This window comes from Streptomyces sp. CRN 30 (genome assembly GCF_034105845.1).
Genome location: NZ_JAVRHI010000234.1, coordinates 1 through 11,448, shown reverse-complemented (window position 1 = coordinate 11,448; position 11,448 = coordinate 1). Strand labels below are relative to the sequence as shown.

At 72.6% G+C, this 11,448-nt stretch carries 11 protein-coding genes; 4 read left to right on the top strand and 7 right to left on the bottom strand.

Annotated elements, in window-relative coordinates:
* The first annotated feature begins 143 nt into the window (after positions 1-143).
* Both UW392_RS25125 and UW392_RS25120 read left to right on the top strand, forming a co-directional pair.
* Complete coding sequence (locus UW392_RS25125; RefSeq protein ID WP_320777386.1) at positions 144-512, top strand: PRC-barrel domain-containing protein; 369 nt, start codon at positions 144-146, stop codon at positions 510-512.
* Between the two features lie 75 nt (positions 513-587).
* A complete protein-coding gene (locus tag UW392_RS25120) occupies positions 588-1,100 on the top strand; it encodes an ATP-binding protein (RefSeq protein ID WP_320777385.1) in 513 nt (170 codons plus the stop codon).
* A gap of 10 nt (positions 1,101-1,110) precedes the next feature.
* Here the strand turns inward: UW392_RS25120 and UW392_RS25115 are convergent, their stop codons facing one another.
* Positions 1,111-1,545 carry an ATP-binding protein gene (locus tag UW392_RS25115; protein ID WP_320777384.1) on the bottom strand — a complete coding sequence of 145 codons (435 nt, stop codon included), beginning with the start codon at positions 1,543-1,545 and terminating at the stop codon, positions 1,111-1,113.
* A gap of 247 nt (positions 1,546-1,792) precedes the next feature.
* On the opposite strand from UW392_RS25115, the gene UW392_RS25110 reads away from it, so the two are divergent.
* The gene (locus UW392_RS25110) at positions 1,793-2,077 is read left to right on the top strand and encodes a DUF4190 domain-containing protein (protein WP_320777383.1); all 285 of its coding nucleotides are present in this window, start codon (positions 1,793-1,795) and stop codon (positions 2,075-2,077) included.
* Positions 2,078-2,087: 10 nt separating this feature from the next.
* Here UW392_RS25110 and UW392_RS25105 read toward each other — a convergent pair whose 3' ends face one another.
* Complete coding sequence (locus tag UW392_RS25105; protein ID WP_320777382.1) at positions 2,088-4,031, bottom strand: AMP-dependent synthetase/ligase; 1,944 nt, start codon at positions 4,029-4,031, stop codon at positions 2,088-2,090.
* Positions 4,032-4,210: 179 nt separating this feature from the next.
* Between UW392_RS25105 and UW392_RS25100 the strand changes: the two genes are divergently transcribed.
* Complete coding sequence (locus UW392_RS25100; RefSeq protein WP_320777381.1) at positions 4,211-4,444, top strand: DUF6480 family protein; 234 nt, start codon at positions 4,211-4,213, stop codon at positions 4,442-4,444.
* Positions 4,445-4,481: 37 nt separating this feature from the next.
* Here the strand turns inward: UW392_RS25100 and UW392_RS25095 are convergent, their stop codons facing one another.
* The 5 genes from UW392_RS25095 to UW392_RS25075 all read right to left on the bottom strand — a co-directional run.
* Positions 4,482-5,570, bottom strand: a complete 1,089-nt coding sequence (locus UW392_RS25095) for a glutamate--cysteine ligase (RefSeq protein ID WP_320777380.1) — start codon at positions 5,568-5,570, stop codon at positions 4,482-4,484.
* A gap of 111 nt (positions 5,571-5,681) precedes the next feature.
* Positions 5,682-7,901: a 1,4-alpha-glucan branching protein GlgB gene (glgB, locus tag UW392_RS25090; protein WP_320777379.1), complete on the bottom strand. Its 2,220-nt coding sequence runs from the start codon at positions 7,899-7,901 to the stop codon at positions 5,682-5,684.
* A 1-nt stretch (position 7,902) separates the two neighbouring features.
* Positions 7,903-9,267, bottom strand: a complete 1,365-nt coding sequence (locus tag UW392_RS25085) for a maltokinase N-terminal cap-like domain-containing protein (protein ID WP_320777378.1) — start codon at positions 9,265-9,267, stop codon at positions 7,903-7,905.
* Positions 9,268-9,295: 28 nt separating this feature from the next.
* The gene (treS, locus tag UW392_RS25080; RefSeq protein WP_320777377.1) at positions 9,296-11,014 is read right to left on the bottom strand and encodes a maltose alpha-D-glucosyltransferase; all 1,719 of its coding nucleotides are present in this window, start codon (positions 11,012-11,014) and stop codon (positions 9,296-9,298) included.
* On the bottom strand, positions 11,011-11,448 hold a 438-nt coding region (locus UW392_RS25075; RefSeq protein WP_320777376.1), incomplete at its 5' end, for a DUF3459 domain-containing protein. The genes treS and UW392_RS25075, both read right to left, overlap by 4 nt.

Genomic DNA, 11,448 nt, shown 5'->3' with positions numbered 1-11,448 from the left:
GTTTCGGCCCGGCCCCGGCAGGGTGCCGGGCCGCGCTCCGAATGGCGCTGCCCCGGCAGGGTAGTTGCTGCTGTGGGACCGGGACGGACGCGGCAGGCGTCTCCCGGGCCACGACCGGTCAGACGCGGGAGGGAAGGAGCAGCGTGCCGATGGAGAGAATCTGGTCGTACGCACCGGGAAGCGGCCACGTCGAGGGGGAGGACCTGTCGGGCTGCACCGTCGTGGCGAGCGACGGCACCATCGGTCACGTGGACCGGCAGGCCGACCACTTCGGGATGCGGCACCTCGTCGTCGACACGGGGGTCTGGGTCTTCGGGCGCAGCGTGCTCGTGCCGGTGGGCGTCGTGACGGGGATCGACAAGGGAGCCGGCAAGGTGACGGTGTCGTGCACCAGGGCGGAGGTCAAGGCCGCGCCGCGGTTCCGCACGGACAGCGAGACCATGGACCAGGGGTACCTCGCCGCGGTCGGTGACTACTATCACGGGCTGCCGGGGGAGACCTCCACGACCTGAGGCCGGCGACCACCGGCAGGGGGACGGCGGGGCCCATGACCAGGGCCTCGCGAGCAAGCGAAGACGGGGACGCACATGGACACGACCGACGCTTCCGCGACGCCGGACACCGGCGCTTCCGCGCCACCGCGCGCGGAGGCTCCGGCGTCACCGGACCGGCAGGAGGCCGCGGCCGCCCCGGCGCGCCCCGTCTCCCGCCGGATCGCCGCCGCCGCCCGGGAGGAGGCCGAGGCCGTCGTGCGCGGCGCCTGGGGCGACGGGGAACGGCGGCCCAGGGAGGAGGACGTCATCGATCTGCTGCTCGTCGTCTCCGAGCTGGTCGGCAACGCCGTCCGGCACGGCGGCGGCCTGGCCGCCTTCGAGGCGCGGGCCGTCGACGGCGGCGTGCGCCTCGACGTCTCGGACCACAGCCCGGTCGTACCGGCCGCGGCCTCAGGCCGCGTCCCCTTCCCCGCCCGTGACCAGGGCAGCGGCTACGGCTGGCCGCTCATCGCCCGCCTCGCGCGGGACGTCACCGTCCGCCGCCGCCCCGGCAGGGGCAAGACGATCAGCGTGCTGGTCCCGGTCCGCGCGGCGGACCCCCGCTGAGCGGGGGTTCTCACCAGGGCAGGAAGACGTGGATGTCCTTGCCCTGCTCGTCGCTGACGACGCTCACCTGGTCGCACAGGGTGTGGATCAGATGCCAGCCGATGCCGCCGCCCCCGTTCTTCGGGTGGAAGGGCCTCGGCTCCGGCGGAGCCGGATTGGTGTCGTGCAGCACCACGTGCACCCCGTCGAAGGTGCGCCGCAACCGCAGCCTGAAGGGTCCCGGGGCGTACTGCACGGCGTTCGCCGCCAGTTCCGTGACGACCAGAAGAATGTCGTCCCAGTGCTCCGGTGCCGCCGGTGACGCGACGCGTGAGAGGTCGTAGAGGAATTCCTCCGCGACCAGCCGCGCACCCGTCACATTGTGCAGCTCCCCGGTGAAGCTGGCGGTGCGGTCCGTGATCTCCTCGGAAGCCAGTGTCCTGTCCCAACGCGACTCGGCTGCCATTTCGCCTTCCCGGCCCCGGCATCAGCAGGGCTGTCTCGTCCTTTCCCGTGCGCCCCCTTCGTCTGCTAGTTCCCGTGGCGGCAGAGCCTACGCGCCTGTATGCCGGGCCGTCGGAAGATGACCCGGCGTGACGGAGCGGTGCCCGGGTGTGCGCGAGGTGCCGCGCGACGGGTCAATTCCCGGGAATACGGGGCGTGTTGGGCGGGCACTCGAACGCTCGGAACCCCGAACTCGTACGGAGGATCAGATGACCGGTTATGGCAGCCACCCCGCAGCGTCCCGCTCCCGTACCAACGGCCTGGCCGTCGCGAGCCTCATCTGCGGCATCATCGGACTGTTCATCGCCAGCGTGATTCTCGGCCCCGTCGCGATCGTCCTGGGTGCCGTCGGAATGCGGCAGGTGTCGGCCAAGGGCGGCGCCGGAATGGCCAAGGCCGGCATCGTGCTCGGCATTCTCGACGTCGTCCTCTTCGTCGTGATGCTCGCCGTGAGCGCCAGCAACGGCGGATTCAGCTGGTACGTCGGCGGTTGATCCGGCGCCGTCAGCGCACGAAAACGTTGTCCGACTCGTCCCGGCCGTCCCAGTCGCTCACTCCGGCAGCCCCGGTGTCACCGGTCGCGCCGGAGGACAGGGACCGGCCGGACCGCCGGGAGCGCGTCTCGTACATCGCGTCGATCTCCAGGGCGTAGGCACGGGCGATCTCGTCACGGCGCAGCTTCATCGACGGGGTGAGCAGCCCCCGGGCCACGTCGAACGGCTCCGGCAGGACCCGGAAGACCCGGATCGACTCTGCCCGTGACACGGAACTGTTGGCGGCGGCCACGGCACGCGCGACCTCCTCCCGCAGGGCGTTCTCCTCACGGGCCTCCCGCGCGGGGGCGTCCCCCTGGAGCGCCAGTCCCGCCCGCCAGTGCGTCAGGAACTCCGGGTCCAGGGTGATCAGGGCACCGACACAGGGCCGGTTGTCGCCCACGACGACCGCCTGGTGGATCAGCGGATGCATCCGCAGCCGCTGCTCCAGCGCGGCCGGCGCCACACTCTTGCCCCCGGTCGTGATGACGATGTCCTTCTTGCGGCCGGTGATCGTCAGATACCCCTGGTCGTCCAGCCGGCCCAGGTCGCCGGTGGCCAGCCACCCGTCGCGGAGCACCGCCCGGGTGGCGGCCCCGTCGCCCACGTACCCCTGGAACAGGGAGGGGCCGCGGACCAGGATCTCGCCGTCCCCGGCCACCCGGATCTCCGTGCCGGGCAGCGCCTTGCCGACGGTGCCCGACTTCTCCGCGCCGAGCGGCTGCATCGTCACCCCGCCGCCGGTCTCCGTCAGGCCGTAGCCGTCGTGGACGTAGATGCCGATGCCCTCGAAGAACAGGGACAGCTCCCGGCTCAGCGGCGAACCCCCGCTGGTCGCCCGGCGCACCCGGCCGCCCAGCGCCTCCCGCAGCCGCCGGTACACGGTCCGCTCGTACAGCGCGTGCTGGAGCCGCAGGTCCAGGCCCGGCCCCGGGCCGGTGCCCAGCCGCCGCCGCTCCGCCGCCTCGGCGAAGTCCCGCGCCGTGCCCGCCGCCCGCTCGAAGAGGGCACCGCGGCCCTCCTGCTGGGCGGTGCGCAGGAAGTTCTTGTAGATCTTCTCCAGCACCGACGGCACGGCGTAGAAGTACGTGGGCCGGAAGGAGCGCAGCGCGGACGTCAGCGCGGCCTCGGTCAGCTCCGGTTCGTGCGCCATCAGCAGCCCCCCGCGCACACACAGCCCCTGGATCATCAGCCCGTACACGTGCGAGAAGGGCAGGAAGGCCAGAACCGAGCCCTGTTCCCCCGGGGGCGCGGCCGTCCCGCCCCAGCCGGCGAGCAGCACGTCGCAGGGCGCGGCCAGCGCGCGATGGCTCAGCGCGCAGCCGAGGGGCCGGCCCGAGGTGCCGGAGGTGTAGGCGACGACCGCGGTGGCCTCCGGCAGCACGATGCGCCGCATGGAGTCGACCGTGGTGGCGGGAACGTCCGCACCGCGCGCCGCCAGCTCCGCCAGGGCCCCGTCGTCCAGCTGCCAGACGTGGCGCAGCGCCGGCAGCGAGGCGCACACCGAGCCCACGGTCATCACGCACCGCTCGTCCTCGACCAGCACGGCCGCGCAGTCGGCGTCCCGCAGCATCCACTCGACCTGCTCCCGGGCGGAGGCCGGGTGGATCGGCACGACCTCCGCGCCCACCGTCCACAGCGCGTAACCGGCCACCGTCCACTCGTACCGGGTGCGCGCCATCACCGCCACGCGCTCGCCCGGTGAGATCCCCACGGCGATCAGCCCCTTGGCCAGGGCCACGACCTCGTCCCGCACCTCCACGGCCGTCACCTCCCGCCAGTCGGCGGAGGAGGTGCCGGAGCGGCGGGCCAGCAGCGGCAGGGCGGGGGTGCGGTCCGCCGTCTCGAAGAGCCGGTCGGCCAGGCCGCCGGCCGGCGGCCGCACGGCCGGGGGAGCGAGAGCGAGGTCGCGCATGCACTGCTCCTGACGTGTACGGGCTGTGACCCACAGCCCACGGACGGCGTTGTCGGCGGTGTCCGAAATCTAGCGGAGGCGGCGTGGCGCGCGGGCCGCGAAGGCAGAAGTGTTTCCCAACGGTGTCCCTGTCGGTGTCCGTGTTGATGACCTCGGCGGGATCGGGGGACCCGGAGGGCATGAGCTATACGAATCCCGACCCCGAACCCGAGCGCACGCCGGGTCTCGAACCCGGTGGCGGCGTGCCGCCGGGCGAGACCCCGCCCGCGGAGAGCAGCCTGCCCGGGGCCGGTCCCCGCGAGGTCCACAATCCGCCCAAGGGCTGGGGCCGGACGCCACTGACCCTGATCCTCGTCCTCGCCGTGCTGGTCGCGGCGTTCTTCCTCGCCTACGCCATCACGCTGATGGTCTGACCCAGCGGCCACCGGGCGGTCCCGGAAGCGGGCCGGCTCACGCCTGGGTGTGGCGCACGCACCCGGTGACGACCTCCCGCAGGCTGCCCGTGCTCTCCAGCAGCTCGCGCTGCACCCGCGCCCCGTTGCCGCGCCGCAGCAGCTCGGCGCACCCCTCCCGCACCCGCTTCAGATCACCGGAGGCGGCCAGCGCGTCCTCGACGTGGCCGACCAGGGCCCGTACGACGGCCTCGGCGGGCATGGGCCGCATCGTCACCGGATGCAGCAGCTCCTCCGTGAGGCCGGACCTGGCGGCCCGCCAGGCGGCGAGACGCAGCAGGCTGACGCTGTGCCCGGCCGGCTCCCGGCCCTCCCGCCACTCCCGCGCGGCCGTGTCCACCAGCGCCCGCGCGAGGGCGGCCAGCAGCACGGCCGTGTCCGCGTGCAGACAGACGTCCGCGACGCGGAACTCCACCGTCGGGTACTGCTGGGACAGCCGGATGTCGAAGTAGACCATCTTCTCGTCGAGGAGGGTGCCGGTGGCCAGCATGTCGGCGACCCGGTGGTGGTAGCGCTCCGCCGACCCGAACAGCTCGGTGGGCCCGGCCGACGGCCAGCGCTGCCAGACCCGGCTGCGGTAGCTGCTGTACCCCGAGTCCTTGCCCTGCCAGAACGGCGAATTCGCGCTCAGCGCGCTCAGCACCGACAGCCAGGGCCGCACCCGGTCGGCGACGGCGACACCCTCCTCGTCGGACTCCACCGAGACGTGCACGTGGCAGCCGAGGACCAGCTGCTCCTGCACGACGACGCCGTACTCGTCGGCCATCCACTGGTAGCGGGTGTTCACCCCCACCGCGGGGCTGACCGGCAGGGGGGACGTCGCGAGGGCGGCCACCGCGCAGCCGAGGTCGCCCGCGTGCCGCGCGGCCTCCTTGCGGCAGCGGACGATCTCCTCGTGCAGCCGGTCCGGGTCCGCCTGCGGGTGCGTGGCGAACTCCAGCATCTGCTCGTGCAGTTCCTTCTCGAAGACGTCCTGGTCGGCCGGGTCCTGCGCGGCCCGAGCGAGGACCGCGGCGGACATCGCCCGCGGCTCGCCGGACTCGGGGTCGACCAGGAGGAGCTCCTCCTCCACACCGACGGTACGCACCTGATGCCGCCCTTCTGTGGCCCTTGTGCGGCGACGACGAGGGTTCTCGGGTCGTAGGAAGCTGCCTGCCCCCTCAGGGCGGGTCGAACACCTGGTCGCCGCGGCGGGGTCTCACCCGGCGAACGGCTCCAGCCAGACCGTGGCCAGCGGCGGCAGCGTCAGCGCGATGTGGCCGTCCTCCGGCTCGACGGCCTCCGCCGTCCTCACGTCCGAGCCGCCGTACCGCGCGGCGTCGGTGTTGAGGAGCTCCCGCCAGGCGGGGACCTCGTCGCCGACCCCGAGCCGGTAGCCGTCCCGGACCACGGGGGAGAGGTTCGACACCGCCAGCAGCGGCGCGCCCTGGGCGTCGTACCGCAGAAAGGCGAAGACGTTGTCCTCGGCGGCGTCCACCGCGACCCAGCGGAAACCGGCCGGGTCGGTGTCCCGCTGCCACAGCGCCGGGGTGTCCCGGTAGCGCGCGTTGAGATCCCGCACCAGGTCCAGCACGCCCCGGTGGTCGCCCGCCGAGTGGTACCCCTCGTCGAGCAGCCACCACTCCGGCCCGGCCTTCTCCGACCACTCCGCGCCCTGCGCGAACTCCTGCCCCATGAACAGCAGCTGCTTGCCGGGGTGGGCCCACATGAAGGCGAGGTAGGCGCGGACGTTCGCGCGCCGCTGCCACCAGTCGCCGGGCATCTTCGACACCAGCGCCTGCTTGCCGTGCACGACCTCGTCGTGGGAGATCGGCAGCACGTAGTTCTCGCTGTAGGCGTACACCATGGAGAAGGTCATCTCGTGGTGGTGGTACTTGCGGTGCACCGGTTCGTGGGAGACGTACTCCAGCGAGTCGTGCATCCACCCCATGTTCCACTTGAAGCCGAAGCCCAGGCCGCCGGCGTCGGTCGGCCGGGTCACCCCGCCCCACGCCGTGGACTCCTCCGCGATGGTCACCACCCCGGGGCAGCGCCGGTACACGGTCGCGTTCATCTCCTGGAGGAACGCCATGGCGGCCAGGTCCTCCCGGCCGCCGTACGCGTTCGGCTCCCACTGGCCGGAGTCGCGGCTGTAGTCCAGGTACAGCATCGAGGCGACCGCGTCGACCCGCAGCCCGTCGATGTGGAACTCCTCGCACCAGTACACGGCGTTGGCCACGAGGAAGTTGCGCACCTCGGTGCGGGCGAAGTCGAAGACGTACGTCCCCCAGTCCGGATGGGTCGCGCGCCGCTCGTCCCCGGGCTCGTACAGCGGCTCCCCGTCGAACCGGGCCAGCGCCCAGTCGTCCTTCGGGAAGTGCGCCGGCACCCAGTCCATGATCACGCCGATGCCCGCCCGGTGCAACGCGTCCACCAGGTACTTGAAGTCGTCCGGAGTGCCCAGGCGCGCGGTCGGCGCGTAGAAGCCGGTGACCTGGTAGCCCCAGGACGGGCCGTAGGGGTGCTCGGCGACCGGCATCAGCTCCACGTGGGTGAAGCCGAGGTCCTTGACGTAGGCGGGCAGTTCCTCGGCCAGTTCGCGGTAGGTCAGCCCCGGCCGCCAGGACGCGAGGTGCACCTCGTACACGGAGAACGGCGCCTCGTGCACCGGCACCGCCGCCCGCTCCCGCATCCACGCGGCGTCGTTCCACTCGTGGTGCGAGGCCGTCACCACGGACGCGGTGTGCGGCGGCTCCTCGGTCCCGCGGGCCATCGGGTCGGCCTTGAGGAACCGGTGGCCGTGGCGCGAGTGGATCTCGAACTTGTACGCGGCGCCCTCGCCGATCCCGGGCAGGAACAGCTCCCACACGCCCGACGAGCCCAGCGAGCGCATCGGGAACGCGGTGCCGTCCCAGTGGGTGAAGTCCCCGGCGACCCGCACGCCCCGCGCGTTCGGCGCCCACACCGTGAACCGGGTGCCGGTCACGCCCTCATGGGTCATCGGCTCCGCGCCGAGCGCCCGCCACAGCTGCTCGTGCCGGCCCTCGGCGATCAGATGCAGGTCCAGCTCACCGAGCGCGGGCAGGAAGCGGTACGGGTCGTGCGTCTCGTGCGTCCCCTCCTCGTACTCCACGAGCAGGGTGTACGCGGGCGCCTGGGACAGCGGCAGCACCCCGGAGAAGAGGCCGTCGCCCTCCGAGGCGAGCGGGTGCCGCTCGCCGTCGACGACGACCTCCACCGCGCGGGCGAAGGGGCGCAGCGCCCGGAAGGCCACCCCGCCCGGCACCGGGTGGGCGCCGAGGAGCGCGTGCGGGTCGTGGTGCGCGCCCGCCAGCAGCCGCCCCCGGTCGGTGGCGTCCAGCGGCGGCGCGGCGGCCACCGCGCCGGCGGGCGCGGCGGGACCGGACGGCTCGGGGAGCGAGGTGTCGCGGAGGGCCATGTCAGTCTCCTCTCACGGCGAGTCGTTCGATCGCCGCCATGGGTACGGGAAGCCAGTCGGGACGGTGCCGCGCCTCGTACAGCACCTCGTACACGGCCCGGTCCGTCTCGTAGGCGCGCAGCAGGCCGTGCTTCTTGCGCGGGTCCCAGCCGGCCCGCGCGGCATAGCCCGCGCAGTAGGCCTCCCGGCAGCGGCGCGCCCACTCCGGGCGCCACGGGCGGCGCTGGCGGGCGGCGTAGTCGAAGGAGCGCAGCATGCCCGCGATGTCCCGGACCGGGGAGTGGGCGCTGCGCCGTTCGCTCAGCGGCCGGGACGGCTCGCCCTCGAAGTCGATGACGAACCAGTCCCGCCCGGCCCGCAGCACCTGACCGAGGTGCAGGTCGCCGTGGACGCGCTGCGCCGACGGACCGACGTCGCAGGTGGTCAGCGCCGCGAACGCGGCCTGGAGCCGGGGCACGTACGGGCGGAGCGCGGGCACCGCGTGCGCGGCGGCGGCCAGCCGCTCGGTCATCGCCGCCGCCGTCCGGCCGTTCTCCCCGGGGGCGCCCGCCGGGAAGGCCGACGCCAGCGCGAGGTGCACGTCGGCGGTGGCCCGGCCCAGCGCGTGCGCCTGCGCCGTGAAGTCGTCCCCGGCGGCCAGCGCGTCGAGCGCGAGCGACCAGCCGTCGGTGGCGTCGTGCAGGAACGGCTGGAGCACGCCGAGCGTCGCCTCGAACGGGTGCGTCGTACGGAACCAGGCCACCGGCGCGGGAACCCGGCCGCAGCCCTGCCGGGCCAGCGCGCCCGGCACCTCCAGGTCCGGGTTGACGCCGGGCTGGACACGCCGGAACACCTTCAGGATCAGCTCGTCGCCGTAGACCAGCGAGGAGTTGGACTGCTCGGCGTCCAGGAGCCGCGGGGCCAGCCCGGCGGGCACCGGCCGCGCCGGGTCCGACTCGAAGGCCAGCGGCCCCGCCGTGCCGGGGTGGCGCAGCCGTTCGAGGAGCAGTTGCGCCATCCGCGGGTCCTGGAGAGCGTCGTACACCGTCAGGCCCGCGAGCGGACCCTCCTCGACCCGGCCGACGAGCGCGCGGCCCAGCCGGGGCGACGGCTGCTCGCGCACGCCCAGCAGCAACTGGTAGCAGTCGCCGGCCGGCGGCGTGCCGCCCGGGGCGGGGACCGTGCCGTGACCGGCGTGGATCAGCAGGTGCAGACAGCCGGGGAACAACTCCGTCAACGACAGCAGGCCGAGGTCGGCCACGGGGCGGTCCTTGCCGGCGAACCAGCGTTGCCGGGGCAGCCATTGGCGCAGCAGACCGCCGAGCGACGCCATGACGTCGGTGGGCCGGTGCGCGTGGTCGGGGCGCAGAGTTGCGGTCTTCGGCATGGTGACGCGTCCTTTCCTCGGCCCGAGCTCACGCCCGGCGGCCGATGCGGGATGCGACTCGGGTGAGCCGGAACCAGTAGAAGCCGTGGCCCCCGAGGGTCAGCAGGTAGGGCAGTTCGCCGACGGCCGGGAAGCGGACGCCGCCGAACAGCTCCACCGGGACGCGCCCGGCGAATTCACGCAGGTCCAGCTCGGTGGGCTGGGCGAACCGCGCGAAGTTGTTGACGCAGAGCACCAGATCGTCCTCGAACTCCCGCAGGAACGCCAGCACCGCCGGATTGGAGGAGGGCAGTTCCCTGTACGTGCCGAGGCCGAAGGCCGGGTTCTGCTTGCGGATCTCGATCATCCGGCGGGTCCAGTGCAGCAGCGACGACGGCGACGACATCGACGCCTCGACGTTGGTGACCTGGAAGCCGTGGACCGGGTCCATGACGGTGGGGAGGGTGAGCCGGCCCGGGTCGCAGGTGGAGAACCCGGCGTTGCGGTCCGGGGTCCACTGCATGGGGGTGCGCACCGCGTCCCGGTCGCCGAGCCAGATGTTGTCGCCCATGCCGATCTCGTCGCCGTAGTACAGGATCGGCGAGCCGGGCAGCGCCAGGAGCAGGGCCGTGAACAGCTCGATCTGGTCCCGGTCGTTGTCCAGCAGGGGGGCGAGGCGCCGCCGGATGCCGATGTTGGCGCGCATGCGGGGGTCTTTGGCGTACTCCGCCCACATGTAGTCGCGTTCCTCGTCGGTGACCATCTCCAGGGTCAGCTCGTCGTGGTTGCGCAGGAAGATGCCCCACTGGCAGCCCGACGGGATCGCCGGTGTCTTGGCGAGAATTTCCGAGACGGGGTAGCGCGACTCGCGGCGCACCGCCATGAAGATGCGCGGCATGACCGGGAAGTGGAACGCCATGTGGCACTCGTCGCCGCCCTCGGCGTAGTCGCCGAAGTAGTCGACGACGTCCTCCGGCCACTGGTTGGCCTCCGCGAGCAGCACCGTGTCCGGGTACTGCGCGTCGATCTCCTTGCGCACCCGCTTCAGGAACGCGTGACTGGCGGGCAGGTTCTCGCAGTTGGTGCCCTCTTCGGCGTACAGGTACGGCACCGCGTCGAGGCGGAACCCGTCGATGCCGAGGTCCAGCCAGAACTTGAGGGCACCCAGCATCTCCTCCTGCACGGCCGGGTTCTCGTAGTTGAGGTCCGGCTGGTGGGAGAAGAAGCGGTGCCAGTAGTACTGGCCGCGCACCGGGTCGTAGGTCCAGTTGGACGCCTCGGTGTCGACGAAGATGATGCGGGCGTCGGCGTACCGGGTGTCGTCGTCGGCCCAGACGTAGTAGTCGCCGTAGGGGCCGTCGGGGTTCTTCCGGGACTCCTGGAACCACGGGTGCTGGTCGCTGGTGTGGTTCATGACGAAGTCGATGATGACGCGCATGCCGCGCTGGTGGGCGGCGTCGACGAACTCCACGAAATCCGCCAGGTTGCCGAACTCCGGCAGTACGGCGGTGTAGTCGGAGACGTCGTAACCGCCGTCCCTGAGCGGTGACTTGAAGAAGGGCGGGAGCCACAGGCAGTCCACGCCCAGCCACTGGAGGTAGTCCAGGCGCGAGGTCAGGCCCTTCAGGTCACCGACGCCGTCGCCGTCGCTGTCCTGGAAGGAGCGGACCAGGACCTCGTAGAAGACGGCCCTCTTGAACCAGTCCGGGTCACGGTCCTTGGCGGGCGTGTCCTCGAAGGTGTCCGGCACGGGCTCGTTGACGGTCATGAGGTTCCCGGCTCCCCGTTCTGCGGTGCGGCGGCGTGGTGCGTGGTGGGCGGCAGCTGTACGTGGAAGACGTGCGCGGGGGCCCGGCCGGGCTCCAGGCGTACGTAGTTGGTCCTGCCCCAGTGATAGGTCTCACCGGTGAGCTCGTCGTGCACGGGCACACTCGCGTGTCCGTCCAGGCCGAGGTGCGGCATGTCCAGCGAGATCGTGGCCTCCTGGGTGTGATGCGGATCGAGGTTGACGACCACCAGCACGACGTCGGACCCGGCGCGCTTGCTGTACGCGATGACCGTGTCGTTGTCGGCGTGGTGGAAGCGGAGGTTGCGGAGCCGGCGCAGCGCGGGGTGGGCGCGCCGGATGGTGTTGAGGCGGGTGATCAGGGGTGCGATGGTGCGGCCCTCGCGGGCGGCGGCGTCCCAGTCCCGGGCTTTGAG

Coding starts and splice junctions, on each gene's coding strand:
- glgB (WP_320777379.1), bottom strand. CDS start 7,901: ATGGCCCTCCGCGACACCTCGCTCCCCGAGCCGTCCGGTCCCGCCGCG.
- UW392_RS25115 (WP_320777384.1), bottom strand. CDS start 1,545: ATGGCAGCCGAGTCGCGTTGGGACAGGACACTGGCTTCCGAGGAGATC.
- UW392_RS25100 (WP_320777381.1), top strand. CDS start 4,211: ATGAGCTATACGAATCCCGACCCCGAACCCGAGCGCACGCCGGGTCTC.
- UW392_RS25110 (WP_320777383.1), top strand. CDS start 1,793: ATGACCGGTTATGGCAGCCACCCCGCAGCGTCCCGCTCCCGTACCAAC.
- UW392_RS25085 (WP_320777378.1), bottom strand. CDS start 9,267: ATGCCGAAGACCGCAACTCTGCGCCCCGACCACGCGCACCGGCCCACC.
- UW392_RS25105 (WP_320777382.1), bottom strand. CDS start 4,031: ATGCGCGACCTCGCTCTCGCTCCCCCGGCCGTGCGGCCGCCGGCCGGC.
- treS (WP_320777377.1), bottom strand. CDS start 11,014: ATGACCGTCAACGAGCCCGTGCCGGACACCTTCGAGGACACGCCCGCC.
- UW392_RS25120 (WP_320777385.1), top strand. CDS start 588: ATGGACACGACCGACGCTTCCGCGACGCCGGACACCGGCGCTTCCGCG.